The organism is Pseudomonas sp. AIG, assembly GCF_977020205.1.
The window spans coordinates 17,575-42,991 of the sequence record NZ_CDROCK010000042.1; the positions used below are offsets into that span (position 1 = coordinate 17,575).

Annotated in this window: 31 protein-coding genes and 1 pseudogene; 20 read left to right on the top strand and 12 right to left on the bottom strand. The window is 53.4% G+C overall.

Features of this window, described 5'->3' with window-relative positions:
* Positions 1-3: 3 nt before the first annotated feature.
* Together ACWR1S_RS21905 and ACWR1S_RS21910 are read left to right on the top strand one after the other, a co-directional pair.
* Positions 4-969 (top strand): SphA family protein, encoded by a 966-nt coding sequence (locus ACWR1S_RS21905; protein WP_454564991.1) that lies wholly within the window; start codon positions 4-6, stop codon positions 967-969.
* 149 nt (positions 970-1,118) lie between these two features.
* Positions 1,119-2,168, top strand: coding sequence for a DUF1254 domain-containing protein (locus ACWR1S_RS21910; protein ID WP_454564950.1), 1,050 nt, complete (start codon positions 1,119-1,121; stop codon positions 2,166-2,168).
* Positions 2,169-2,425: 257 nt separating this feature from the next.
* Here ACWR1S_RS21910 and ACWR1S_RS21915 read toward each other — a convergent pair whose 3' ends face one another.
* Positions 2,426-2,788 carry a response regulator gene (locus tag ACWR1S_RS21915; RefSeq protein ID WP_454564951.1) on the bottom strand — a complete coding sequence of 121 codons (363 nt, stop codon included), beginning with the start codon at positions 2,786-2,788 and terminating at the stop codon, positions 2,426-2,428.
* A 167-nt stretch (positions 2,789-2,955) separates the two neighbouring features.
* Here ACWR1S_RS21915 and ACWR1S_RS21920 point away from each other — a divergent pair, with 167 nt between their 5' ends.
* A complete protein-coding gene (locus ACWR1S_RS21920; RefSeq protein WP_454564952.1) occupies positions 2,956-4,101 on the top strand; it encodes a sensor histidine kinase in 1,146 nt (381 codons plus the stop codon).
* Between the two features lie 21 nt (positions 4,102-4,122).
* Here the strand turns inward: ACWR1S_RS21920 and ACWR1S_RS21925 are convergent, their stop codons facing one another.
* Entirely contained in the window at positions 4,123-6,681 is a 2,559-nt protein-coding gene (locus tag ACWR1S_RS21925) for a response regulator (RefSeq protein WP_454564953.1), read from the bottom strand.
* A 150-nt stretch (positions 6,682-6,831) separates the two neighbouring features.
* Positions 6,832-7,167: a hypothetical protein gene (locus tag ACWR1S_RS21930; protein WP_454564954.1), complete on the bottom strand. Its 336-nt coding sequence runs from the start codon at positions 7,165-7,167 to the stop codon at positions 6,832-6,834.
* Positions 7,168-7,637: 470 nt separating this feature from the next.
* On the opposite strand from ACWR1S_RS21930, the gene ACWR1S_RS21935 reads away from it, so the two are divergent.
* Complete coding sequence (locus ACWR1S_RS21935) at positions 7,638-8,114, top strand: hypothetical protein (RefSeq protein ID WP_454564955.1); 477 nt, start codon at positions 7,638-7,640, stop codon at positions 8,112-8,114.
* A 514-nt stretch (positions 8,115-8,628) separates the two neighbouring features.
* Here ACWR1S_RS21935 and ACWR1S_RS21940 read toward each other — a convergent pair.
* Complete coding sequence (locus ACWR1S_RS21940; RefSeq protein WP_454564956.1) at positions 8,629-9,009, bottom strand: hypothetical protein; 381 nt, start codon at positions 9,007-9,009, stop codon at positions 8,629-8,631.
* A gap of 86 nt (positions 9,010-9,095) precedes the next feature.
* Here ACWR1S_RS21940 and tnpA point away from each other — a divergent pair, with 86 nt between their 5' ends.
* The 6 genes and pseudogenes from tnpA (at position 9,096) to ACWR1S_RS21970 (ending at position 13,684) form a co-directional block, all read left to right on the top strand.
* Positions 9,096-9,428 carry an IS66-like element accessory protein TnpA gene (tnpA, locus tag ACWR1S_RS21945; RefSeq protein WP_443201082.1) on the top strand — a complete coding sequence of 111 codons (333 nt, stop codon included), beginning with the start codon at positions 9,096-9,098 and terminating at the stop codon, positions 9,426-9,428.
* Positions 9,425-9,760 carry an IS66 family insertion sequence element accessory protein TnpB gene (gene tnpB, locus ACWR1S_RS21950; RefSeq protein ID WP_020352221.1) on the top strand — a complete coding sequence of 112 codons (336 nt, stop codon included), beginning with the start codon at positions 9,425-9,427 and terminating at the stop codon, positions 9,758-9,760. Before tnpA ends, tnpB begins: the two co-directional genes overlap by 4 nt.
* 61 nt (positions 9,761-9,821) lie before the next feature.
* A pseudogene (tnpC, locus tag ACWR1S_RS21955) lies at positions 9,822-11,356 on the top strand (IS66 family transposase).
* A gap of 55 nt (positions 11,357-11,411) precedes the next feature.
* Positions 11,412-11,891 (top strand): GNAT family N-acetyltransferase, encoded by a 480-nt coding sequence (locus ACWR1S_RS21960; protein WP_454564957.1) that lies wholly within the window; start codon positions 11,412-11,414, stop codon positions 11,889-11,891.
* A 788-nt stretch (positions 11,892-12,679) separates the two neighbouring features.
* Positions 12,680-12,922 carry a hypothetical protein gene (locus tag ACWR1S_RS21965; protein WP_454564958.1) on the top strand — a complete coding sequence of 81 codons (243 nt, stop codon included), beginning with the start codon at positions 12,680-12,682 and terminating at the stop codon, positions 12,920-12,922.
* A gap of 702 nt (positions 12,923-13,624) precedes the next feature.
* Positions 13,625-13,684: a hypothetical protein gene (locus ACWR1S_RS21970; RefSeq protein WP_454564992.1), complete on the top strand. Its 60-nt coding sequence runs from the start codon at positions 13,625-13,627 to the stop codon at positions 13,682-13,684.
* A 9-nt stretch (positions 13,685-13,693) separates the two neighbouring features.
* Here the strand turns inward: ACWR1S_RS21970 and ACWR1S_RS21975 are convergent, their stop codons facing one another.
* Positions 13,694-14,020, bottom strand: a complete 327-nt coding sequence (locus ACWR1S_RS21975; RefSeq protein WP_454564959.1) for a hypothetical protein — start codon at positions 14,018-14,020, stop codon at positions 13,694-13,696.
* A 395-nt stretch (positions 14,021-14,415) separates the two neighbouring features.
* Between ACWR1S_RS21975 and ACWR1S_RS21980 the strand changes: the two genes are divergently transcribed.
* Both ACWR1S_RS21980 and ACWR1S_RS21985 read left to right on the top strand, forming a co-directional pair.
* Entirely contained in the window at positions 14,416-14,781 is a 366-nt protein-coding gene (locus tag ACWR1S_RS21980) for a histone-like nucleoid-structuring protein, MvaT/MvaU family (RefSeq protein WP_116030831.1), read from the top strand.
* 283 nt (positions 14,782-15,064) lie between these two features.
* Positions 15,065-16,330, top strand: a complete 1,266-nt coding sequence (locus tag ACWR1S_RS21985; RefSeq protein WP_454564993.1) for an APC family permease — start codon at positions 15,065-15,067, stop codon at positions 16,328-16,330.
* Positions 16,331-16,546: 216 nt separating this feature from the next.
* Here ACWR1S_RS21985 and ACWR1S_RS21990 read toward each other — a convergent pair whose 3' ends face one another.
* From ACWR1S_RS21990 to ACWR1S_RS22005, 4 genes are all read right to left on the bottom strand, one after another.
* A complete protein-coding gene (locus tag ACWR1S_RS21990) occupies positions 16,547-17,221 on the bottom strand; it encodes an HAD family hydrolase (RefSeq protein WP_454564960.1) in 675 nt (224 codons plus the stop codon).
* 86 nt (positions 17,222-17,307) lie between these two features.
* Positions 17,308-17,490: a hypothetical protein gene (locus tag ACWR1S_RS21995; RefSeq protein WP_454564961.1), complete on the bottom strand. Its 183-nt coding sequence runs from the start codon at positions 17,488-17,490 to the stop codon at positions 17,308-17,310.
* 256 nt (positions 17,491-17,746) lie between these two features.
* The gene (locus ACWR1S_RS22000; protein ID WP_454564962.1) at positions 17,747-18,067 is read right to left on the bottom strand and encodes a hypothetical protein; all 321 of its coding nucleotides are present in this window, start codon (positions 18,065-18,067) and stop codon (positions 17,747-17,749) included.
* A gap of 53 nt (positions 18,068-18,120) precedes the next feature.
* The gene (locus ACWR1S_RS22005) at positions 18,121-18,618 is read right to left on the bottom strand and encodes a short chain dehydrogenase (RefSeq protein ID WP_454564963.1); all 498 of its coding nucleotides are present in this window, start codon (positions 18,616-18,618) and stop codon (positions 18,121-18,123) included.
* A gap of 184 nt (positions 18,619-18,802) precedes the next feature.
* Between ACWR1S_RS22005 and ACWR1S_RS22010 the strand changes: the two genes are divergently transcribed.
* Complete coding sequence (locus ACWR1S_RS22010; RefSeq protein ID WP_454564964.1) at positions 18,803-19,042, top strand: hypothetical protein; 240 nt, start codon at positions 18,803-18,805, stop codon at positions 19,040-19,042.
* 195 nt (positions 19,043-19,237) lie between these two features.
* Here ACWR1S_RS22010 and ACWR1S_RS22015 read toward each other — a convergent pair whose 3' ends face one another.
* Together ACWR1S_RS22015 and ACWR1S_RS22020 are read right to left on the bottom strand one after the other, a co-directional pair.
* Entirely contained in the window at positions 19,238-19,492 is a 255-nt protein-coding gene (locus tag ACWR1S_RS22015) for a hypothetical protein (protein WP_454564965.1), read from the bottom strand.
* 115 nt (positions 19,493-19,607) lie between these two features.
* Entirely contained in the window at positions 19,608-19,826 is a 219-nt protein-coding gene (locus ACWR1S_RS22020) for a hypothetical protein (RefSeq protein WP_042562089.1), read from the bottom strand.
* Between the two features lie 252 nt (positions 19,827-20,078).
* On the opposite strand from ACWR1S_RS22020, the gene ACWR1S_RS22025 reads away from it, so the two are divergent.
* Positions 20,079-21,194, top strand: a complete 1,116-nt coding sequence (locus tag ACWR1S_RS22025) for a sensor histidine kinase (protein WP_454564966.1) — start codon at positions 20,079-20,081, stop codon at positions 21,192-21,194.
* A gap of 175 nt (positions 21,195-21,369) precedes the next feature.
* Here ACWR1S_RS22025 and ACWR1S_RS22030 read toward each other — a convergent pair whose 3' ends face one another.
* Positions 21,370-21,819: a low affinity iron permease family protein gene (locus tag ACWR1S_RS22030; RefSeq protein WP_454564967.1), complete on the bottom strand. Its 450-nt coding sequence runs from the start codon at positions 21,817-21,819 to the stop codon at positions 21,370-21,372.
* Between the two features lie 307 nt (positions 21,820-22,126).
* Between ACWR1S_RS22030 and ACWR1S_RS22035 the strand changes: the two genes are divergently transcribed.
* The 6 genes from ACWR1S_RS22035 to ACWR1S_RS22060 all read left to right on the top strand — a co-directional run bounded on the left by ACWR1S_RS22035 (position 22,127) and on the right by ACWR1S_RS22060 (position 25,412).
* Positions 22,127-22,765: a hypothetical protein gene (locus ACWR1S_RS22035; protein WP_454564968.1), complete on the top strand. Its 639-nt coding sequence runs from the start codon at positions 22,127-22,129 to the stop codon at positions 22,763-22,765.
* Positions 22,765-23,193 carry a phage holin family protein gene (locus ACWR1S_RS22040; protein ID WP_454564969.1) on the top strand — a complete coding sequence of 143 codons (429 nt, stop codon included), beginning with the start codon at positions 22,765-22,767 and terminating at the stop codon, positions 23,191-23,193. Before ACWR1S_RS22035 ends, ACWR1S_RS22040 begins: the two co-directional genes overlap by 1 nt.
* Complete coding sequence (locus ACWR1S_RS22045; RefSeq protein WP_122595647.1) at positions 23,190-23,999, top strand: DUF3618 domain-containing protein; 810 nt, start codon at positions 23,190-23,192, stop codon at positions 23,997-23,999. Before ACWR1S_RS22040 ends, ACWR1S_RS22045 begins: the two co-directional genes overlap by 4 nt.
* A 127-nt stretch (positions 24,000-24,126) precedes the next feature.
* Positions 24,127-24,375 carry a hypothetical protein gene (locus tag ACWR1S_RS22050; protein ID WP_454564994.1) on the top strand — a complete coding sequence of 83 codons (249 nt, stop codon included), beginning with the start codon at positions 24,127-24,129 and terminating at the stop codon, positions 24,373-24,375.
* A 12-nt stretch (positions 24,376-24,387) separates the two neighbouring features.
* A complete protein-coding gene (locus tag ACWR1S_RS22055; protein ID WP_454564970.1) occupies positions 24,388-24,894 on the top strand; it encodes a CinA family protein in 507 nt (168 codons plus the stop codon).
* Positions 24,894-25,412 carry a hypothetical protein gene (locus ACWR1S_RS22060; protein WP_454564971.1) on the top strand — a complete coding sequence of 173 codons (519 nt, stop codon included), beginning with the start codon at positions 24,894-24,896 and terminating at the stop codon, positions 25,410-25,412. The genes ACWR1S_RS22055 and ACWR1S_RS22060 overlap by 1 nt, the downstream gene beginning before the upstream one ends.
* The last annotated feature ends 5 nt before the right edge of the window (positions 25,413-25,417 follow it).

The following is a 25,417-nucleotide window of genomic DNA, read 5'->3' on the forward strand; positions in this document are numbered from 1 at the left end:
CTTATGGGCGCTGTGAAGCTTAGTCTTTTCAAGCGAAGGTTAGTCCTCGCCTCGCTAGCTCTGGCTTGCAGTCCGCTCGCATATGCCGTCGAGGGCGGCGTCGGCAGACCCATCACCGGCCAGCAGGTATTTTCCAATGCAGGAATAATCCCCCCAGAGCCTGGGACGGTGGTGTCTATCACCAGCATTTACTACGACGGTCAGCTCAAGGGTAGCCGCTCGGTTCCCATCAACGGCGAGATCAGCGCCGGGTTGGACATGAAGATTTCTTACACCTTGGCAAATTTCACGCACGTCTGGGACACGGAAAAAGGACGGTGGAATTTCGCGTCGGCAATCGGTGTTCCGGTGCAGGACACGAGGATCGACGCAAGCGTCACCGGCCCTCGCGGGCGTACGTTAGGCCAAAGTGACTCCGCAACCCAGTTTGCGGATCTGCTCATTACTCCATTTGCCGCCGGCTATCACTTCAGCGCGACCGACCACATTTCTTTTTCGATGCCAATCTACCTACCGACTGGCGCCTACAACGAAAACCGTTTGGCAAATGCTGGGCAAAACACCTACACCTTCATACCTACCGTCGCTTTCACTCACCTTGACGGTAAGGGTGGTGAATTCAGCTTGATGAGTGCGGTAGAGCTGTACACCCGGAACGATGCTACCGACTATCGCAACGGCTCGGTGTTCACTTTGGATGGCCTGTGGACTTATGGATTTGGAGAAGGCTGGAGCGCCGGCGTGGCAGGTGGCCTGGTCAAACAAATCACAGACGACAAAGGGTCTACTGCCGACGCCCTTAACGGTTTCCGGGGACACTCATTCGGCGCTGGCCCAGTTGTCGGCTGGAGTGGCAAGTTTTCGGATGTTCAGACCAGCGTCAACCTACGCTGGGTACCAGAGTTTCATTCCGAAAAGCGGCCTGAGGGTGACGGGGTTAGCTTGAACCTTACGATGCTCTTTCTCTAACCATTCTGGGCGCCTTATCGGAAGCGCACGGCTACAACGTAGAGGACTTCAAAATTTGTAAACCATGGGCACAGCTCGCGGATGTCTAATCAGTTCGTCGTCCTTCGTCGAGGCAGGCCGATGAAGACATCTTCACAAGGAAGGGACGCATGAAAACGACAACCATCGCGGGATGCCTAATGGCGGCTACAGCCATGACAGCAGTGAGTTTTGCAAATGGTCAGGATGCACCATCGACAGTCGCAGGTATCCCAGTGACGGTCGATAACTTCGTCCGTGCGGAGAGCGATTTCTATATCGATGCTTTGGCCAAACAGGGCGGATTGGGAAAGCTCCTTCACCGCCGCGAGGCCGCTTCAATTGAGCACCAGACCGTTATTCGCCTTAACCGCGACACGTTGTACTCGTCCGGCGTATTCGACCTAGATGCAGGGCCTGTCACCATCACAATGCCAGACTCTGGTAAGCGCTTCATGGCGTTGCAAATCATCAACGAAGACCACTACACACCTGCGGTCTTCTACGGCGCAGCTACTCATGTGCTAACCCGTGAAAGTATTGGGACTCGGTATGTCGTCACAGCTGTCCGCACCTTGGTTGATCCGAACGACCCTGCTGATCTCAAACAGGTACATGCGCTGCAGGACGAGATAAAGGTGGAGCAGAAAGGTGTTGGAACGTTACAGCTCCCACATTGGGACGCAGTCAGCCAGAAAAAGGTGCGCGACGCATTGCTGGTGCTGGCGTCCACAATTCTTGATTTCAAAAAAGCGTTTGGCACAAAAGATGAAGTCGATCCAATACGGCGTCTGATTGGGGCTGCGTCAGGATGGGGAGGGAATCCTGACAAAGACGCGACCTATCTCAACCTAACTCCGGCAAATAATGACGGCAAGGCGGTCTACAAGCTCAACGTCAAGGACGTACCGGTTGATGGCTTCTGGTCTGTGAGCGTTTACAACGCTGAAGGATATTTTCAGGAGAATAAAGCCGGAGCTTATACCCTCAATAACCTGACGGCGAAGAAGTCAGCGGACGGCTCCATCGCAATTCAATTTGGTTGCTGCGAGGCGAAAATCGATAACTGCCTGCCGATAGTTGCGGGTTGGAACGTGACAGTCCGACTTTACCGACCTCGCGCTGAAATACTCAGTGGCGCTTGGAATTTTCCTGAGCCTATGCCATCGGGGAGCAAGTAAACCCTTTAGCATTTAAAGGGAGCCTGATCAGCCCGCTGAGCAGGCTTTGCACCATTGAAAGAGCATCTACTGATGCATTGATGCAACGTCCGCTGCAGAAATGAGCTTTGGAGATGCCGCCCGCTTTAAATTGACGATGGGGGTACGTAAGTTTTTTGGCGCAGCTAAGCGGAGGCTGCATCGAGGATTGGAGCAAATTAGCCAGGATCACCGTCAAAAGCGGCGACGGATTAGTTGTGAGAATCTGCAAGGGCTCGTTAATTGAGCCCAAGCAGCTCCTGGACAGTTCTATGTAACGTATCCAAAGAAACCGGCTTGGGTAGGAACCTTGCATTGGGAGGCAAGAATCCAGGTGGAAGCACCGTATTTCCAGAAACAATTATGACTGGCAGATCAGGCCATCGAGTCCAGATCAACCTGCTCAATTCGAGCCCATCGACGCTCCCTGGCATGCGAACATCCGTTATGACTAGCGACAGGTCGAGACTCGCTTCGAGCAACTTAATAGCCTCGTCTCCATCTGCGCACTCAATCACGTCCAGGCCGAGAAGCAAAAGCGCTTCAACCATAAGCGGACGAACGATTTCATCATCCTCTACAACGAGTACACTCAAAGCCATGATGCGCTCCATGTCTGATGTCATAGTTTAGTCGACGCTTACAGCGCGAGCGTTTCACCTAGCTGACGAAGGGCAATGAGGACTAAATTCCTCGCACTCATTGGCTAGCCCAAACCAAGGCGCCGGGCACGGCGGCGCTCAAACTCGCACTGTTCAGGGAGGCCATGGTGAGACTTTTCGACTTCATCCAACAAAATATGGAGCAAATACTCCAAGCTTGGGAGGACTTTGCAAGGTCTGTTGACACTCCTCTGCCGACCATGAATGCAAAAGGTCTGCGCAATCACGCGCAACACATCCTGCTGACGGTCGCGAAAGACATGCGAACCGAGCAAGATGAAAATCAGCAGATCGCCAAATCACATGGGCAGGCCCCGCACGGCGATCACTCCACACCTGCAGAAACCCATGCCATGACGCGTCTGGTAGCAGGTTTCTCGCTTGATCAGTTGGTGTCTGAATACCGCGCGTTGCGATCCAGCGTACTCAGGTTGTGGCTGAACCACGATTCATTTGGGCAGAAAGATCACGTACAGGACATGGTTCGGTTCAACGAGGCGATAGACCAAGCACTTGCAGAATCTATCGCAACTTATGGCCAAGCTGTTGAGACAACGAGGAAAACCGTTCTGGGCGTACTAGGACATGATTTACGCTCGCCGCTCGGAGCGGTGCTGATGGCAAGTGATCTTATTCGCGAAAATAAAAAGTTGCCTGAACGTGAGCAAGTGCTCGCAGGGCAAATCGGTAAGAGTGCCCGCCGCGCTAATCAAATGGTCAACGACTTGCTTGATTTGGCTCGATGTAATCTTGGGGCAGGCATCCCTGTAAACCTAGAAGCTACAGACCTAAGAAACGAGTGTCAGTCAGTGATCGGTGAACTGCGCACCGCTCATCCTGAAGCTCTAATTGTCGACTGTTTGGGCGAGTCAATAACAGGACAATTCGATCCATCACGTCTTGATCAGGTATTTTCAAATTTGATCGGTAACGCGATTCGCCATGGAGCGAAAGAACAACCTATCCATGTGACGCTCTCGTCCGACGGTGACTTCGTGGTTTTTGAAGTCCAGAACCAGGGTGAGGCAATTCCTGCCGAAGCCATGCCTTACCTGTTCAACCCAGAAGGCCGCTATTCAAGTTATGCCGCAGGCGAGAACGGGCCTTCGGCTGGCCTTGGCTTAGGGCTGTACATCGCTGCGGAGATCGTCAAAGGACATGGTGGAAGGATTGAGGTGACATCGGAGGTGACGGCGGGCACGGTATTCAAAGTAGTTCTGCCCGCAAATGACGATTTGCGCGCAATCAACTGATTACTGTCGATGCTCGGCGTATTAATTGGAGACCTTGAGCATCTCAAAAACCGTGCTTGCCAAATCCTGATTATGGAACGGCTTGGGGAGAACCTTCACGTCACCGAAGTGCTCTTGAGAAGGATGGGTGTACCCCGTGATGATCAGTACCGGTAGCGAGGGAAACTGCGTCCGGAGCTCTTGGGATAACTCGATGCCTGTTTTACCCGGCATCATCTGATCACTGATAAGCAAGTGCGGCGTGAAGCCACTCTTGACGGCCTTGAGCGCGGACTCCCCGGAACTCATCTCAACAACTTCATACCCCAACTCGCGAAGTAGCAAGGCTGTTGTAAAGCGAACCGCGTGGTCATCATCGACCAATAGAATCTGCGCTGCGAAAGGTGCTAGAAGCAGATCCCCGGGTTCAACCGTCTTTTTTTGCTTGAGCTCGCAGCCCGCTACCGGCAGCCACAGAGAAACGACAGTGCCATCCCCTTCTTTAGAGCTTATCGAGAATCTTCCCTCAGATTGAAGCGCCAGTCCCTGCACCATTGAGAGCCCTAACCCAGTTCCCTTACCAATGCCCTTTGTAGAGAAGAACGGCTCAACGCAACGCCGTAGGACGTCATCGCTCATCCCACTACCAAAATCCCGCACTTGCAGACAGACGTATTCTCCTGCAGGTTGTGCCAGCAAAGCATCTGCGAGTAGCTGCTCAGGAAATGCATGGATCTCTAATCTTCCCCCCTTTTCCATTGCATCGCGGGCATTAACCGCCAGGTTTAGTATGGATAGCTCCAATTGGCGCGGGTCAATGAGCACAGTCGGCAGTTCAGAGTCGATATTCATTACGACTTGATGCAGCGGCGTCAAGGATCGCTGGAGCAGATCCCGCATATCATCGAGAAGTGCACGAAGATCTACCACTTCCGCCGTTAGAGTCTGGCGTCGGGCGAAGCTCAGTAATTTACCTACAAGAAGGCGTGCGCGTTCTGCGGCTTGAAGCGCGGCATCAATGAGTAGTGGTGCCCGAGCCCTGTTTGGCCGCCGCTGGAGCAGTTCCATCGATGCAATGATCGGGGTGAGGAGATTGTTGAAGTCGTGAGCTATTCCGCCACTGAGTTGACCAACCATCTCCATTTTACGGGCTTCGTGCAATTGGGTGCTCGCCTTCTCACGCTGAGTGATCATCTCAGCCACCCTTGCTTCTAGGCTGCTGTTTATCGCCCTTAGCTCTTCTTCAGCCTTAACTCGGTCGGTGATGTCCACGCTCACGTAAAGCGAACCCGCAAGCGAATCGCCCGTCTCATTGATCGTTGTTAGGTGATGATGAACCCATGTTTCACTCACACCCGGCTCACCAAGAGAGGACACGAAATCGTGGGGAGCAAGCTGAGGGAGCCGCGCATCAAAGTCTCTTTCAACTCCAAGACCAAGGCGGGATTGGTTAAAACCAAGTAGGTCATCACGTCCCCGACCCACAAGATTGCAGTAGCGGTCATTAACCCTTTCAAACACGCCAGTTGGCGAGCAGATGGCAATACCTACCTTGGCTTGGTCGAACATGGCTGAAATCTGCGCAGAGCTACGCCTAAACGCCATCTCAGAACTGGCATGTTTGGCCCACATCCAAGCCAGCGTGGTCGCTTCGAATGCAATACTGACAGCGTGCCCCGAAAAACCATTCTGTTGACTGGCATCTAGAATGAACACAGCCGCCAGCTTGCCCTGGTCGAGCAGAGGAACACACAAACGTTCATTAACACCGATTTGGTCGTCAACAACCCAATGAACTCTCTTGAACTGAGGGTCTTTGCCCTGCCCAAAGATAACGGCGTCACCTCTACCTAAAACGTTGAGACTCTCAGGGCCAAGGTTTATCTCATCGGCGGCAGATGCTGCACTATCAGAGACATGTTTATAAATGATCTCAAACGCCGCTTGGCTTAGCTGTTTTTGAGCTATCAGCATTCGACTTGGATTGAGCTCGGCTGCAAGGCGATCAAACAGTATTGAGATAATGGCTTCAGGGTCGTTAGCCCCATGCATTGCTCTACCGAGGTCGAGCAGGACGGCTTGCAACCGCTCGAACTGAACGCGCTCAGTAGTCTCGGTCACAATACACAGCACACCTCCTACTGTTCCGTCCGTTTCCGAGACGGCAGAATATGAAATGTCGAAGTTGACGTGCTCTCCGCGTCCGTGGCGCTCAAGGTAGAAAGGGCGGTCTTTTGCTGAAAACGTCTTGCCTGTGTCGCGGACGCCTCTGAGCAATGGCTCCAGATCGTGCCAAAGCTCGCTCCAATATTCTATGCCGGGGCGACCGAGAGCAGCCGGGTGCTTGTCGCCAATGGTCGGGGCATAGGCGTCGTTATAAAGGGCAACGTATTCAGGGCCCCAGAAGACCACGATCTGGGACTCGACTGGCAGGATTGTGCTCATCAGTGTCTTGAGGCCGGGCGTCCACTCAGCAGGGTTGCCCAGGGTTAGAGTCCCGAATGCTGGATCACGAAGGAATGTGGCGACCTGTCCACCGTGTGCAGCAAATGCCAAAGGGCCCATCTTCAATCCCAACTGGTCGAATTCCAATTCATCCATACTCACACGTGATGATAAAACCCAACATGCAACGCAAGATGGGCGGGCGATTAAGATTCAGGCCGCATCAGAATACGGTAGTTCCGCTCCTGTCGCAGATAGTCGAGATGCCTCTCAGCGCAGGACATTTTGTATAGTGAGACGCCTTATCTACATCGGTTTGACCGAGACAACTTCCACGTATTTGTACTTTTTCTTCGCTGCCTTTACCGCTTCCTGCTCTGCGAGCAAAGTGCTCAGCGTATCAGCCTCGTGAGTCAACTCGAACGTTTTGCCTTCAAAGTCATTGCCTACCCGCAGCGTGACGCGCAGCCGTGGTGTAAAAGCCTTGGCAACTTTCTTCTTGACTGCAGGAGCGGCGACAGGTTTGGTGAAAACAATTTCGGGCAAAGGCTCCTGGGCCGCAGGGGAAGTCGCTTCCACCTCGGGTTGAACACTGCCAAACAGCGCCTGGCGCATTTCTTCTTCAGTCAATTCTGAATTCATCGCGTGTCTCGAAGGATCGGTAAGTAGCTCAGTAAATTATAATCGGGTTGCTGCTCGCTGGCGTCCTTGGGGGCAACTATGTGAACCTCAGATTCCCAAGTCGATTTCGAGACATGAGCCTCGCCAAGCGCGTGAAAGCTTTGCTTTCGGTAATCGCGTGATGAGGCCGTCCGCGAGTTCACTGGCGTGCCTTGAGTACAAAGTAACTGTGCGTGACGCTGCAATCCGACCCGGTACGAAGGCACCCACTCGTTCTTGCGCAATTTTCAGTATATTTAAGACTTGTTGGCTCAGTCTGCCGGCGTCGAGGTGTTCGACCAATGGCCTGGGCGGAAGAGGAATGCGGCTCCAGATTTCGATCACTAGCTCAAGGAGCCCATCAGGGCCGAGATGCTGGAGAGCCATATCCCACAGCTGGCCTTCTTGCGCCATATTTAGGCGGTTCCTAGCCATTAAGGAGCTCTGAAAGCATGAGGCTTTTTCTTGATTCCGAATTCACTCAGCTCTCGGCGGCAGCAAAGTTGATTTCTCTGGCGCTGGTCGCGGAGAACGGGCGCGAATTCTACGTGGAATTGCTCGACTCTTGGCAAGAAGACTGCAGTGATTTCGTGAAGGAAATCGTGCTTCCGCAGCTGTGTGGTGGGAGCTACGCGTTGCCTATCGTCGATGCCAGGATGTCGCTGCTCAGGTTTCTGACGTCGTTCAAAAAGGAGGTCGAGATCGTCACGGATGCTCCCCAGTACGATTGGGAGCTTTTTTGCGATCTAGTCTATGACGGCGGGCGATGGCCCAGAATCGTTCGTAATTTCCCTACTGACGCGACGACCCTTTCTCCGACTAGCGAAGGTGAAGAGCTGCCCCATCATGCTTTGCTCGACGCCAGGATTATCGCTGGCATGTTTGCATCTGTGAGCCGAGGGAAGCCCGGTGGAGCCGAGGTTGGTTAGAGGGAACTATACCTCTTGCTGATTCGCTGGATTTTCTTGATCTCTGATCACACCAAATCTCGTACAAACCACAAAAAGTAAACTCAAATACTCGGCTTTTGTTGGCAAAAACGAGCCGGGGCCTACGGCCCCAAATTGACGAGCAGGTTACAAGACGCGGGAGGGGCAACCCTAAGCGATGGTATCTGCTTGAGAGTGAGCTCAAAAAGCTGTCAGATAGAAGAAGTCACATCAAAAAAGCAGTCGGCAAACCTGCCTAATTCCTACAAGGAAAAAGGAGAGGCCCAGGCACCGCTACTTTTCTTTTGAGTTCAAAATATACATCTCCGGTTTTGAAAAACCGTTTCAAGGGGGAGCATTTCAAATGGTCGCAAATCCGACATAAATGTCGCCTGAATATATACCCCAATGGTCAACCAAGGCGGCAGGCCTTTCTCAAGCGGAGGTTTGCCGGCAATTAGAACTGCCCAAGAGCACAGTTAACCGGTTGTGGTACGTTGGCGGTAGACCGTGTTCAAGTCTCAAACTCAAGAATATCAGCGTCCTGCCTCGCAACGAGAACAACGTTCCGATCAATAGGGTCTGATCCCTGATCGGGTCGCTCAAGATATGGAGACTCAGGAATCTCCCGTCGGTAATGCTTTAGGACGTACATCGCCCGCTTTCGCTTGCCACGAAGGGAAATGAAATCTTGACCCTTGGAAACCGTCTCCGCGACGTTTTTCATCTCACTATTCAGTCTTGCCTGGTCTAGAGATGGCGCCATTTCCTCAGCCTCATCCGCAACCTGCTCAAATCTGTCGAGTGCCTCTATGAAGTCCTGGTAGTCACCTACCTCACAAGCCATAGCGACTAATGCTGCCCCGCAGGTAAAGAAACGTAAGCGTCCGGCCAACTCACCTTCCTGACCCCGACGCCAGAGGCGATGGTGTCCACCTAATTTAGGTGGACACCATTTCTAGCCTTTAAGCGGGTCTTTCCATGCAGCCACAACGCCGATCCTATTCCAAATCCTTCAAGGCCCAGGTAGTCCAAGAGTGCGCTCAGCCCGGCGCGTCGATTGCCAGCGTCGCGCAGCACCACAGCCTTAACGCGAACCTCGTCCATAAATGGATTCGGGTACAAACGAACAAAGCTCTGGAGCTGCAACCTGCTTTCATTCCTCTACCTTTGCAGCTCGCCGGAGGGCATTCGCAGGCTCCGTCATCGAGCATCTGCGTTGAAATCCAGCACTCGCGTGGCACCGTCAAAGTGAATTGGCCGACCGAAAGCGCTGCCGCCTGTGCCTCCTTTCTGCGAGACCTGTTGCGGTGATTCGAATCGATGCGATCTGGCTCGCCACCGAACCGATGGACATGCGCGCCGGCACCGAAACGGCGTTAGCCCGGGTCATTGCGGTGTTCGGTGCGGCGAAGCCGCACTGCGCTTATCTGTTCGCCAATCGCCGCGCCAATCGGATGAAAGTTCTGGTGCATGACGGCGTGGGTATCTGGCTGGCGGCGCGACGATTGAATCAAGGCAAGTTTCACTGGCCCGGCATTCGGCACGGATCGGAGGTCGAACTCGATAACGAGCAACTTCAGGCTTTGGTACTGGGCTTGCCATGGCAACGGGTCGGTGCTGGCGGCTTGATCACAGTGCTGTAACGCCTGCCATTAGCCCATCGGTTTATCGCTGCTGACTTCCGGCTCTGGCACAATCAGCGGCATGACTTCCTCGCCCAATCTCGATCAAATGACACCGGAACAGCTACGTGCCTTGGCCGAGCAGGCCTTACAGTTGCTGTCCCAGGTCGACTCGATGGGCCAGAAAATTCACCGCCTTGAAACGGTCAACGAGCAACTCGCTCATGAGATCGCCATCCTCAAGCGACACAAGTTCGCCAAGCGCAGCGAACAGCTAAGCCCTGACCAAGGTAGCTTGCTCGACGATCTGCTCGACACTGATATCGCGGCCATCGAGGCCGAGCTAAAGGCGGTCAATCCGCCACCTGCACCGGACGAGCTACGTCAGAAACCCAAGCGTGCGCCGCTGCCACCGCAGTTCCCACGTACAGTGATCCGTCACGAGCCAGAAAACACCCAGTGCGTCTGCGGCTGCCAACTTCAGCGCATTGGCGAAGACGTCAGCGAGAAGCTCGATTACACACCCGGCGTGTTCACCGTCGAGCAGCATGTGCGTGGAAAATGGGCCTGCCGCCAGTGCGAAACACTGATCCAGGCGCCGGTGCCGGCCCAAGTGATCGACAAGGGCATCCCGACCGCAGGCCTGTTGGCCCATGTGATGGTGGCGAAGTTCGCCGACCATTTACCGCTGTACCGGCAGGAGAAGATTTTTGCTCGGGCCGGGCTGGCGATTGCTCGCTCGACACTGGCGCAATGGGTCGGACAGACCGGCGTACAACTCCAGCCTCTGGTCGATGCGCTGCGTGAACAAGTGTTGGCCCAAGGCGTGATCCACGCCGATGAGACTCCGGTTCAGATGCTCGCGCCAGGCGAGAAGAAAACTCACCGCGCTTACGTCTGGGCCTACAGCACCACGCCGTTTTCGGCGCTCAAGGCTGTGGTTTATGACTTCAGTCCCAGTCGTGCAGGCGAGCATGCGCGCAACTTCCTTGGGAGGTGGAACGGCAAGCTGGTATGCGACGATTTCGCTGGCTACAAAGCCGGTTTCGAGAAAGGCATCACCGAAATTGGCTGCATGGCCCACGCCCGTCGCAAGTTTTTCGATCTACACGTGGCGAACAAAAGCCAGCTGGCTGAACAAGCGCTGTACTCGATTGGCGGCTTGTACGAAGTTGAACGCCAAGCTCGGGACATGAGCGATGAGGATCGTTGGCGAATACGCCAGGAAAGGCAGCCCCGATCATCAAAACGCTGCATGACTGGATGTTGGCCCAGCGTGATCTGGTGCCCAACGGATCGGCAACAGCCAAAGCCCTGGATTACAGCCTTAAACGCTGGGTAGCGCTAACGCGCTACCTGGACGATGGTGCTGTACCCATCGATAATAACCAAGTGGAGAACCAGATCAGACCATGGGCACTTGGGCGCTCAAACTGGTTGTTTGCCGGATCGCTTCGCAGTGGCAAACGGGCGGCCGCGATCATGAGTCTGAGCCAGTCGGCGCGCATGAATGGGCATGATCCGTATGCCTATCTCAAAGATGTACTGACGCGGCTGCCAACGCAAAAGGCAAGTCAGATCGAACAACTGCTGCCGCATCATTGGATAGGTGACTGATCTGCGCGAGGCCTATTTCCCGTACCCTCACGGACAAACGACACTAAGGACAGATATGCGCATTCGAGCAACAAGCGAGAACGACTGGATGCTACTCAAGCGCGTCAGGCTTGCCGCGCTTCTGGATACGCCAACAGCCTTTGGCGTCAGTTACAAGACTGCTGCTGACTATGACTGCGACCAGTGGAAACAAAGAGCCTCATCTACGGGAACCGAGTTCTGGCTGGCGTTCGAGGAAGGCAGGCCCGTCGGGATGGTCGGTGCCGCAGTCAGTGAGTCAGAGCGCTTCAATTTGATTGGGATGTGGGTTGAGCCCGTAGCTCGGGGGTCTGGCATCGCAAAAGAACTGGTGGATATCGTAAAGGCTCGATCCACTGAGAGAGGTTTTGACGGCGTTTTTCTGGATGTCTCTCCTGAAAACGTTAGAGCCTCAAGCTTCTATTTGAAACAGGGGTTTGTCTTCCTGGATGAATGGGAGCCATTGGAAAGTCATCCGCATATTACTGTTCAGACTATGGTGTGGACGAGGCAGTGACCTCACCCCTAAAAGGGTTGCAGCTAGCCCATCGCAATGTGACTTCCCAGGACGCTTACAATTCACAAAGAGGATGGGACGATTCAAGAGGAACGTACCTTTCCTCGTGCCGCTGACCCTAGGAAAACAAAAGGCTGAGTCGAATTTAAAATAATGGGCGGTTGAAATGGTGACTTTCGATCATTATCAAGAAAGTCAGATTTACCAGGAGTTCGCTTTGCGTTCCGCCTGCGCATCTCTAACAACAGGAACTCTTCAATGGTAATTGCATGTCTAGGATGGGGATCCCTAATTTGGAAACCTGGAGCATTACCGCTCGCAAGCAAATGGTTTTTGGATGGGCCCAGTTTGCCCATCGAATTTGCGCGAGTCGGTGATGGTGGAGAGCTCGCAACGGCGATCTGCGCGAATGCGCATCCATGCACTGTTCTATGGGCAGTGTTGAATGTAAAAAACCTCGAGGAGGCATGCGAGGCATTGCGTGTCCGAGAGCAAATTCCAGAGGACAGGGAGGATGGAATTGGTGTTTTTACTACCAGTAGTTCCCCAGTGGGAGTAATCGCCGAATGGGCACTCCTTCACCAATTGGACGCAGTTATCTGGACTGCGCTGCCGCCCAGATTCGAAGACATTGAAGGTTTGATCCCAACCGTTGATGACGCTGTTTCATATCTAGCTGGTTTGAGTGCAGATGTGCAGAAGCACGCACGGGACTACATTAGGCGGGTGCCGGCTCAGATCGATACGTCCTATCGAAGGGAGATAAATTCAAGGCTTGGGTGGCATCAATGAGCGCACAGAGCCAAGCTCAAATCGGCGCCATCTTTGATCAGCTGTTGGCTCTGCGAGAGAGCGTCAACCGTCTTCAGCAGGTAGAGGGTGAAAGAGTAGGTAAGCTTCGTGGCCACCAAACCGTGGATGTGGACGGCGCTTTCCTATTGGTTTTTCAGAAGCTTCAAGACAACATCGCCGATATGGAGGAGGCTTTGGCCACCATTGCGGAAGCCACAGGCGATATACCAAAGTTTTAACACATCCATTTTCCGTGACTGTCGCGCGCCCTGATGCCGACGGACTTTTGGCAGGATCTTGGACGCTTCAGGGTGCTTGACCCTGTGCATCCGTCCGGCCAACTCATCTACTCACTCCCGCATAGCCAAGATAGCGCCCGCCCATATAACTCAGGACAGGTATTGGGGACGGTAGCTCCCACCAGTTGGACGTCTAACTATTATGGTGTCGTTTGCCGGCGATTGGCTTAAGGCGCCGATAGTTTATCTCGCGATTGGCGCGGCGGTTGGCAAACAAATAAGCACAGCGCGGCGGCGCCGCTACGTACGCGGCGACCATGCGCATAAGCGCGGTTTCAGTTCCGGCGCGTATTTCCATGGGGTCGGCGGCGATTCAAATGGCGTCGATGCGAATCATCGCAACAGTTCTGGAAGGAAGGTCGCGCAGGCAGCCGCGCTAAGGGTCGTCCAGCTCACATTGACAGTGCCACGCGTGTTCCGCATTTCAACGCAGATATTCGTTGAAGCAGCTTGCGAATTTTCTCCGGCTAGCTGCATGGGAAACCTTTGCCACAAAGGGTGAGTGCACCGACGATCCTTTTTCAATCTCCCGACCCTAGCCTACCGGGAAAATCATGGGCATACAGGGTGCGATCAATGGTCGGTGGGACAGGGGTACAATTCAATGCACCTGCCGATCCCATTTGGGGGATGCGGAGGGAGATGAGGAGCCAAAGTTTCGCGACGCGTACCGATCAGCTCTGGACTGTTTACTGCAAGTAGTTGCGAGCTTTACTTTGCTTGCTTAGCAGCGAGAGACTTATGCCATTCCGAATAGGGCGTATTTTTCACCTGGCACTGATTAAAGTCGGGGGAACCATCAACCCACCATACTGGCCCTCGCTCACCTAGCTCAATCTTGGCCTTCTGTACCTTCGCTCTTGCGCCCTTCAGTTGCCCCTCATCACCTGACGCTTTAGCGATCTTTACTTCACGGCGCGCGTCCATAAGCCCGTTAACGAATTTCTGCCGGGCGTCTGCGGGTAGTGACGGATCACTGCACCGCCAGAGTTTCCCATTTACTACAAAGTAGCGGCCATCTGGTGTTGTCGGATACATCTAGGGGCTCCAGAGGGCTCGCTGAGCCACCGTGTCACGTCTTTAGCATCAGCTTGAGTTGGTGTTAAACGATGACGCCTGACGCACGATTAGACATTCTCAACGAGGGTAGCCACGGGGTGTTAATGGACGATGGGGTGGGAGCGACGCGCGATCCGCAATACGCCCCACAGCATAGAAATCACTATCGACATCCATGCGGCCATGATGCTGAAGATTGTCATTGCAAGGCTCATAAATTTCTCCCGCTGCTTTGTCGTCTTCTATTCTCCTTATAGGTGACCATGCCCTCGATTTGGGATTCAATTTTTTTCGGGCGGGTGCTGTCAGACGTATCGGTTCATCCATGAATCTTTTTTTGTGTAATGTAACAACACATCTAGAAGAGGTCTCCAATGTCTAAACTCGCAGAATTTCGTCAACTCGAAAAACACCTTGCTGAGCAACTCCAGGCGCTCGAAGCGCTTAAAGGCGACGCCGGCCTTAAGAAAGAAATAGAATTCGAGACCAAACTGCGTGATTTGCTCGCAAAATATGGCTACAGCCTTAAGGACGTGATCAACCTGCTTGATCCGCAAGCAGGTCGTCGCGTACCAGCAGGCGAACGTAAAGCTGGAGCCCGCAAGGCTCGTGAAGTGAAGATTTATAAGAACCCTAATACCGGTGAGACGATTGAGACCAAGGGTGGAAACCATAAGGGTCTCAAAGAGTGGAAAGCGAAACATGGCTCCGACACGGTCGAATCCTGGCTGACCAAGTGATATTGGTTTGAATACAAAGGGGCCCGATACGGCCCTTTTTTGTTATCGATTTTTAGCATCTTGAGGTTGATTCCAAAGCTCTAATTAGCTTGTGGGGGCGGCACCTTCTACTTGCCATTTCGGCAAGATATGTGAACTTTAGTGATAATCGAATTTCCATTGCTTGAGAGTGAAGCTGCCTAGCTTTCAGCCCGATAATCGGCTCTCGCAACATCAAGCCAGGAAGTTGAACGTGAAGACCTTGCCCCCCAAGACATCCCTGCGCCGCGTCGTTACTGGCCCGATGCTTTTTTTGTTTATTCTCGGAGATGTTCTCGGGGCGGGCGTTTATGCTCTTGCCGGAACAATCGCAGGGGAGGTAGGTGGCGCAATATGGGTGCCCCTGCTAATTGCTCTATTTTTCGCGATGCTCACTGCAGGTTCCTACGCAGAGTTGGTGACAAAATATCCCCACGCGGGCGCCGCTTCAGTTTTCGCAGAGAAAGCGTTCCGGTCACCACTCATTTCTTTTCTCGTGGGTTTTTGCATGCTATCTGCGGCTGTCACGAGCGCGGCGGGTTTATCGCTGGCGTTTGCAGGTGATTACCTAGCGGCTTTCATCCGTGTACCGCCTCACATTGCAGCCTTACTGTTCCTTCTCGTTATCGCGCTACTAAATGCGAGGGGAATTAAAGAGTCATTGGGAGCCAACCTGGTGATGACAGTGATCGAGCTGACAGGTCTTCTTTTGGTCGTTGTTGCGGCTGCTTGGTATTTCCGTACTGGCGAAGCGGATTTGGGTCGCAGCCTGGAGTTCAAGCCGGGGATCAGACCGATGTTAGCCGTTTTGGGCGCGGCATTGATCGCCTTCTATTCTTTTGTAGGATTCGAAACATCCGCCAATCTCGCGGAAGAAATTCGAGACGTTCGAAAGGTTTACCCGCGCGCATTATTTGCTGCATTGCTAACCGCCGGAGTCGTCTACATGGCCGTCGGCGTCGCGGCATCTTCCGTACTGCCTATGGAAAAACTTGTGGCAACGTCGGCTCCTCTTCTTGAAGTGGTTCGGGCGTCAGGCTTAAACATTCCGCCTCGCGTCTTCGCCTTTATTGCACTGATCGCGGTAGCCAACGGCGCGCTGTTAACCATGATAATGGCGAGTCGCCTTACTTATGGCATGGCCTGTCTAGGACTTTTGCCGACCGCCTTGAGCAAGGTGCTGCCTCGGCGACGCACCCCCTGGATCGCGGTCGTCGCTACCACCCTTGTAGCAATCGCACTCACGCTGACGGGAACGCTAGCTACATTGGCTGAGACCGTAGTCCTGCTCCTGCTGTTTGTGTTCCTCAGCACCAATTTGTCCGTGTTGATCCTACGTCGTGACGAGGTTGCGGAAGATCACTTTCGGGTGCCTACGTGGGTTCCGGTACTTGCTATCGTCTCGTGTCTGGTGCTTCTCAGTCAGCAAAGTCTGGAAACGTGGATGCGGGGAGGGGCGTTGATCCTGATCGGAATGCTGCTTTTCGTCTGTGCAAGAGTGGCACTGCCGACGCCAGTGGAGCCCAGCTAATCCTGCAAGCGCTTCTCCTGTCTATCGCAGCGTAAAACTTGTCGAAGTAATAGGAGTGCGGGGTGGGCGCAGTTGTATCGGGTGCATGCAATGCCTCGGATCGTCGATTCTAAGGACACTGGAACACCACCCGATCAATCGTCTGGCATGGCTGCATATCTGAACGTCGCCTCGAGTGGGTGAGCACACTAACTCAATCCGCGTGCTACAGATTGATCACGGACGGGAAGCAACCTCGTCCAGGTGCCGCAGCAGTGCCAGTGGATCCTCGTAGACGCGGAGTGCCCCAGCGCGTTCAAGCTCTCCGGTGTCGTAACCACCAGAAAGCAGGCCTATACCGGTGGCCTTACAGCGGCGTGCGGCAAGCATGTCCCAGATGGCGTCGCCGATCACCAGGCAATCTTCGATGGGTACATTGAGTTTGCTTGCAGCGGCGAGGAAAAGGTCGGGGTCGGGCTTGCCGTACTTCACGTCATCACGGGTGATGAGATTGACCTCAGCGATATCCAAGCCCAATGCCTTCAGATTTATTGCTGCAGTATCCATCCCACCGCTGGTAGCGATGCACCATTTGAGCTGATTGCGGTTTAAGGTATCGAGAAGCTCTATAGCGCCAGGAAGAGCGGTTATCTGGCCTTGCAGATCCTTGTAGGCTTTATCATGTTTATCGCTCAGCCTTTTGGCCTGGTCTGATTTGATTTCCAAGCCGGTCTCACGGGCTAACGTCTTAAGCATCAGTCCTCCGCTCATACCGATTTTTCTGTGAATACGCCACATGGCCAACGGTATGTCTTCTGAGTCGAGCGCGGTTTTCCACGCGAAAACATTCTGGTAGACGCTGTCAGTCAACGTGCCATCCAGATCAAATATGAATGAGGTTTGCTGGCGCATACGTGACAGCTCCATTAAGCAAGTTTCAGGTAGTAGATGTCGCGTATTGGAAATATGGGTCGCATCGAACACCAAGGGAGCTGACGTTAATCCTTGAGTCTTTCCAAGTCGGCTGGGCCGGGTTCCACACGTAGTTCGTCGCCAAGAAACTCATCTTCCCTAACGACTCGTTCGTCATCTGTTAAACCTGTTTCTGACACGTCTGAGACGAGAGCAGAATCTTTCAGTGCTTTGCTGTTTTTGGATGAAACGGAGTTTTTTTCAGTCATGAGATTTCTCCTCGACCCTCGAAATTTGAAGCGTTCAATTTTTCGAAAGCACATGGTCTGAGTCGTTCCGTCTTTCGCAAATTTCGAAACGCAGTAGCCGTAGAGCATGAATGGCACTGCGGTTTGCTTTGCCTTGCTTCCGCTTTTTCGACGACGTTTTTAGCGCGAACAGATTTGGTTTAAGTACAAAAAGGGCCTTGGACGGTCTTTTTTATCTGCCGGCAGTGTCTATTAGATATTTACCTTGAGCCAAGGGTTAATCAGACACATGAAGCAAGTTGAACCATTCAGCATAAGGGGAGTTAGTGACCCGGAATCTATTGAAATCAGGGCTGCCATCAACCCACCAAACAGGGCCCCGTTCACCAAGCGCTACTTTGGTCAGTTGTACCTTTTCCCGAACGCGCTTCATCTGCGATTCGTCTTCCGAATCCTTTGCTCTCTTCACCTCGCGTCGAGCTGCCATGAGCTCATCGACAAGACGCTGGCGCACGTCCTCTTCCAATGACGGGTTTGAACAGCGCCACAGCTGCCCTTTGACAACGAAGTAACGACCGTCAGGTGTTACTGGATGCATTTCTCACCTTCGATCTTCAAAGTGCGCCTCTCCAGATACCTCACGAAAGACGACTACCTCAGCTTTCGAATAGGAAGGCGTTTAGCTTGTTTGACCCCAAACAGTATTCCCAGTAATAGCGCTGCGCCCGCCGCCAGGAGTATGGGATAGGGATGTTTACCTGACATCCAGACGCCCTCAACTCCGTGTTGATCGCTTGGCGAAGTAGGGCGATGTCCCGATGACGATGGATTTCGACTGATCGGAATGTCAGAGGGATCGATCTCTGCTTCGTAGGGCATTTCGTTTAAAGATAAACGCGCACCGTCTGCAAGAACGAGGGTGAGGTCTTCGACCGTGCCGGCGAGTCGATTGGGAAAAACTGGCTCACCCGTGGGATCAAGCTCATCGTAATAAAACTGCTGTCCTTCTAGCCAACCTATTGCCGTCATCAATTCGGGGCCAAGGTAATATTTCCCGTCGAGGAAGAAGCCTGGGAAATGTCGTGTGCGTTCGAGACTTTCTACGATGTAACGCTCGCCTGCCTTCATACCGGTTGCTGGGTTAATCATGATGAAGCCCTCAGATTCGCTGGTGTTGCGATAGAGGATGGGGTGTGGCGCAACGTTCCATCGAGATGACTGAAAGGCTGAGTGGCAGGGAGGTGACGGTCGGTAAGCCAATAAATCGAACACTCGAAATACAAACCCTCTCCAAGCTACATGCCCCCACCATTGAGGATACTGAGAGGTGTGTATGAATAGCGATCCAAAGCCGCAAGGCGGGATGGTTGAGGATGACCCTATGCCGACATCGCCTGATCCATTGAGCCCAGGCCGCACCGAAGTTGATCCAATGAAAGAGGAAGGAGTTGACGAACTTCCGGATAACGAAGGTGAGCGCCCGCTTGATGATGACGACGTCGGGCTCGACCCTGAGCGTGTGCGGGAGGAGACGGATAATGCGGTGATGGACAATCAGCAGGATCCGCGCTAACCCTTGGACACCCCTTCCGCGATCCTCAAGTGAGTTGGCCATGGAGGGCGAACTCGGATGGACAGCATGCAGAGCTGGACAGTTGATTCCATATTTGGCGCAAAAAAAGACCCGCGATGGGGGGCGGGCCGGGAATCACTAAAGGAGCTGTTACAACCGTACACCTGCAAATGTGAAATTATCGTGACGGGTGTTTCACCGTTTTTCAGAACCAAGATTATTCAATGATACGGGAGTGGCCTTCTGTAGCGAGCTCGGCAGCTGGTCTTCCAGTTTGGGGAACGCTGCTTCTACAAGGGGCCACTGGGTCGCGAAGCTCTGATTTTCTGTCGGAGCAGAAAGCTTGTGATGCAGATATTCGATCTGCTGCCCTACAAAATGAGCTGAGTACGCTGCGGTTGAGATGACGACTGCTACTCCTAGAATGGCAATCGTCCTGAAGGCTGACATGGCGCTTCCTTGTCTGGCTACATCGGCTCAATCATAGTTCGTCCCGAAAGCGAGGAACAAGATAGGCGAGAAGCAATTGACTTGTTCATGCTGGACGGACAGTTGGAACCGATGCCTATGACTGACGTAGCCGCAAGATTGCGTCCGTAATCCCCTGAGCGTTCCTGTCTAACGTTTCCATGGCAGTGAGGGCATTGATCGCAGAATTCCCCGCTCCGTTGTTCGAAAGCCACGTCGTAACCTCTTCAATGGCCGCGCAAATTGCATGCTGGTTATGCAGAAGCAACGTAAGAGCGTCAGCTGCAGCTACGTTTGCTTGAAAGCTATCGTGCATGGACTCGTCCTTAAATGAAAACAGCTGAGCTTGCAGATTACGGGTGATTTTAGGATCTAACCGCTCATCTCCCATGAAGTCCAACAAATTTGAGATTACACCTTAGAACATCCTGTGTTGCAGTCATCAGAAAATGCTCCAGATGCGGTATGCTGAATTTCCTCACTTTCTCCATCAGCACGCGCAGCCAATGCATTTGATTCCTTTGAATTTGATCGCACTGATGCTGCTTGCCCTAATGCTGGAGTCCTAATGATTGCGCAACGTATCACTGATCCATGCGATTCGCCGGAACGTCTTGCCGTACTGCATGGATATGAGATCCTCGACACCCCGCGCGAGTCCGATTTCGACGAATTGGTAAGTTTGGCTGCTTCCATCTGTGATGCGCCTATCTCAGTGATGAACCTGATCGATAGCCATCGGCAGTGGTTCAAGGCGGAAGTCGGATTGAAGATAAGTGAAACGCCATTGGACGTTTCCATCTGTCGTCATGTCCTTCTCCTACCAGGTGTCACCGTCATACCGGATCTGCGAGATGATCCACGGATGAGTTTCAATCCTCTCGTGACGGCGGATGAAGGTCTGCGCTTCTACGCTGGCTGCTTATTGGAAACACCGGATGGCTATGGTCTAGGGACTCTATGCATCCTCGACCGTCAGCCAAGAGAGTTAACCCCGCAACAAAAGTTCGCCCTTGCAACGCTGGCGAAGCAGGTAATGGCTCAGTTGGAGTTGAGACGGTCGCTAAAGCAGAAGAGTCGACTTCTTGAACAGAAGAACATGCTTCTCAAGGAGATCAACCATCGAACGAAGAACCACCTGCAGCTGATCATTGGCTTGATTCAGTTACAGATACGCCAGTTGGCAGATCCGCAGGCGCGGGCAGCACTCGTCGATACCAGTAGAAGAATCACCAGCATCGCGGCAGTGCATGAAAAGCTGTATCAGGCTGATCAAGTGGAAACCGTGAACGCGGGAATTTACTTGTCTGAGTTGATAGACGGCCTACGTGGCTCAGCATCCCTCCATACGAGCTTCGCAATCGATATGGAGGACGTAATTCTGCCGCTGGATAGAGCAATACCTTTGGCTCTAGTCCTGAATGAGCTAGTCACCAACGCCCTTAAATATGCTTATCCAGACAAGGCAACCGGCGAGGTATTTGTTGAGTTAAAGGCGTCCACTGACCAGGTACTGTTGAGAGTGACTGACAGAGGGAGGGGACTTCCGGAAGGGTTCGATCTCAAAAAGCACTCGTCGGTAGGAATGAAGATTATCAAGTCGCTGACACGCCAGCTTCGTGGCGAAATTTCGATGCTGAACCAACATCCTGGACTGCAATGCTCTCTAGAATTTCCACGTTGAGGAGAGAGGGCGCTACACAGCTTTTGCTACCAGCCAGGCTCAATTATAAGAATGTTAGCGAAAATTGCTTACCTCACCGGTCGCTTTAGGGGCGGGCCGATTGGGCCCCAATCGATGAGGTTAACAAGAAGGCACTAGCTCAGTTGCTCTCTTTCCGCAGGCTACTTCAATGCCCTCACCTTTGCAGACCTCCAAGGTCAGAGTCAGGCGATTTAGATTGAAGAGGTATTTCACCAGAAATCGTCTCATCCGTACTGGCAGCACCGAGATCGACCTGATCATTCTCACCTAGAGAGCTGTACTGATCCCGGAGCTTGCGTAGGTCTCTCGAGCCCATTTTATCAAGGCATAACGTCGCGTTTTGTGCGTCCTTAGTTGCCCGAATCAGTTCGTCGATCTTCAGATGTAGAATGTCATTGTCGCGGTTTTGCGTGTTCTGGATCAGAAACACCATTAGGAACGTGATGATGGTTGTCGACGTATTGATGATCAGCTGCCACGTATCGTTGTAATGAAAATACGGCCCCGTGAGCGCCCATACTCCGATCAAAGCGATTGCCAGCAGGAAGGTTTTTGAGCTGCCTGCCCAGTTGGAAAGGGCTTGGCAGAATCGTGCGAATTTCATGATTACTAACTCTAGTTGTAGGTAAGAACTAGACAACCGGTACACCTGAAATACTTTATTACAATTCGACCTTTCGTCGGCATCTCGAACCTCGAAATCGTTTCCTTGCAGCTAAAATCTAGCGACAGAAGCGTCTGATATAGGAGCGCCGTAACTTAATTCCGCGCCACTTAGATGAAGCACTTTTGACGCTCATCACCCTCTTTGAACTCTAGCCTGAGCTGCCCCGTCCTTTGATATGAGGGGCTCAGGGCAATTCTGCTGTGTAGTCCCATTAAACGTTTTCACACGGAAAGCGAGGGGCCACATGAATACTTCAGACAGCAGGGCGGGGTCGCAAACAGGCGATCCTGCAGACGTTAAGCCGGGACAAGACTTTGAGCATTTGAAGGAGGACGTCACCGAAGCCCTCGGTGGCGCCAGGCAACAGGCCGATGCGCAGTTCGGCCAATACCGCGACACCGCCGCTGATCAAATCGAGGCGTTGGCCCAAGGCGCGAAAAGCTTTGTCTCCGAACTGGAAGACAAGGACACACTGGGCATGTCCGACTATCTCACCGATATGGCCGAGTCGATGACTGGTCTTGCCGGAAATCTGGGCGGCAAGAGTGCCGAACAACTCCTGCATGATGCCGCCGATCTGGCGCGCAACAACCCCGCACTGTTTATCGCCGGCAGTGTGGCCATCGGGTTCGGTTTATCGCGCTTCCTGAAGGCCGGCACCTCGGCGGCGGCCACCGTCAGCGCGGGTAACGACCCAGCCACAGGCAACTCGACGCCGCCCTCCGAAGGCTATGGCATATATCGGCCTTACGAAGCGTCCACCGACCCAAACCCGGGACGCGCGACCGGCATCACACCTGCATCGCCCAATGAACACGACCATCCCACCGACTTTGCCGGTGCATCAGGCGCAGTTTCGCCCAGCACCAAAGGAGCATTGTGATGAACAGAGACGATCCGGATCTCCCGGGAACAAGACCGCTCACACCCACTGACGACGCTTCAATGGTTGGCCTGTTACGGCAGTTATCCCGCGAAGTCCCCGCGTTGTTCACCAAGGAGCTGGCGCTGGCCAAAGTCGAGCTGCAGACCAGCCTCAATACGCTCAAGGCCGGCATCGCTGCGGTGGCGGGCGGTGCGATTGTGTTTCTCGCGGGCTTCATCATTCTGCTGATGGCGGCGGTTTACGGCTTGAGCCTCTTCATGGCGCCGTGGCTGGCTGCGCTGATCGTCGGCGTGGTGGTGATGATCATTGGCTTCGCCATGCTGCAGTCGGGCAAAAAACAGTTTGAGCCATCCCACTTCAAACCTGACCGGACACTCGATGCCTTGAACAAGGATCAGGAAGCGCTGCGGAGGAAAGTCTCATGAACACTGAACTGGATATCGAATCGCAAAAGAGCCCTGAGCAGATCGAGCGGGAAATCGATGCGCAACGCGCAAGTATCGGCAACATCGTCGACAAGCTGGAAAGCAAATTCACCCCCGGCCAGATGTTCGATCAAGCGTGGGGCATGATGCAGAACAACGGCTCAACCTTTATCAGCAATCTCGGCACCAGCGTGCGTAACAATCCAGTGCCTGCCGTGCTGACGTCGGTCGGATTGCTCTGGCTGATGATGAGCCAGAACCGGCCACCGGTGCCGCAACCCACCTACCGCTCCGGGCCTGACCAAGACAAGGCAGGCGAGTGGGCCGATGGTTTGGCTGAGGGTTTGGGCAGTGCCCGCGAGCACATGCACCAGACCGCTGACTCGATCAAAGGGGGCTACCAGTCGCTCAAGGGCAAGGCCGCCCACTTAGGAGAAAACGTCGGCGCGGCGGGTGAAAATCTCAGCCACGCCATGCACGACGCCGGTGATCGGCTGACGCGCAACTCCCAGGTATTGGGGCAGCAATTCAACCAGTTGCTCAGGGAACAACCCTTGGTGGTAGCGGCTGCCGGCATCGCGCTCGGAGCCTTGCTTGGCGCAGCGCTGCCGACGACCCAAACCGAACAACGCTACATGGGGCGAACCAGTGCTGGGCTGGTCGACAAAGTAAAAAAGCAGGCGCAAGAGGGTTACGAAGCGGTACGCGATACCGTGACGAAAACCACTGAGCAGACAGGGTCTGATGCTTCACCCGCTACAACGTCGGCGAGCGCAGACCTTTCCCGAGGTTTGGGTACCGCCTGACACTGCGGCACGGGAGGCCCGCAACAGGCCTCCCTCTTGCTTCTTCAGGTCTTCCGGTTTTTCGTCAGACATTTTGAACCTAACTCAACCTCGGTTGCTCAACCGGGAAATATTCGGGGTGAGCGAGATGAGCGCTTTTAAGAACCAACTGACATGTGCACAAGAAAACAAATTGCTCGCTCTGGATGCCTGGCATCGTGCTTTGGAAAATATTGAATTGCGGATGGAATGCCCAGACGCCTATCACGACGAATTGCTGCGCCAGTCGGATGAAATGGATCGGTTGGGAATTCTAACTTGGGACGAGTGGCGCGACCTGCGAAAAGAAGCTGACGGCGCGTACTTGCGTGCAGTTGCTGGAGACGATTACCACTGAGGTTTTTAGGTCATGTCCATCGCCTGCGACACTGTCCAATACCTGCGTGATAACGGATTGGTGATCACCACGGCAGAGTCGTGTACGGCGGGAAAAATTGTCACGCTATTATCCGAGGTGGAGGGCAGCGGCAAATTTATTGAATGTGGTTACGTCGTTTACTCGCCCCAAGCTAAAGAGCGTCTACTCCATGTCAGCCCCCAAACTAGCAAAACCTTCAACCTCACCAGCGTCGAGGTGGCGAGCGAAATGGCTACGGGGGCCTTGCGAGATAGCACCGCAAATGCCGCAATTGCGACTACCGGAATACTCGGGCCTGACGATGTCGATGGTATCCCGGCAGGCACGATTTGTTTTGCCTGGGCGTCTCAGTCGGGTGATAACTGCTGTGTCTTCAGTCACGAACACAGGTTTTTTGGAGGACGTTGTCAGGTTCAAGCAGAGGCAACGGAGTATGCGTTGAAGTGGCTACCGCATTTTCATCGTCGTGCGCGCGCTGGCGGGAAGGTTGAAGCCTAATGAATGAAGATTCCGATAACGCAGACCTGAGAAGCCGCGAACATCCGATTCGCGAAGACATGACCTATCAACTGAAGGTCTGGCGTTTCGAGCGCGTTGGCTGGTACGTGTTGGTATTAGTAGTTTTGATGGGGTTGATGGGCGTCTTTTCCAGAGGCTTGCTCAGTTCAAGAGATGCCCGCAGTGAGGACGGTAAAGTCAGAGTGGAATATGAAATGTTCCATCGCAATGGTTCGACTAATTCGATGATAATAACGTTGAGTTCAACGCCAGATTCTCAGGCAGAGCTGGAGCTTGCAGGTCAGCTATTAGAAGGCTTCAGCATTGAAACTCTTCAACCCGACCCTTTGCGCTCAAGAAGTTCTTCAAATGGCATCAGGCTCTGGCTACAGACCGACCTCGATGGTCAAGCGACGCTATATATCACCCTGCGAGGGGATGGCCTTGGCTTCTACCGCAGTCATGTCTCTTCACCGGGCACCAATGGCATAAAACTTGTGCAGTTCATTTTCCCCTAGGTGAT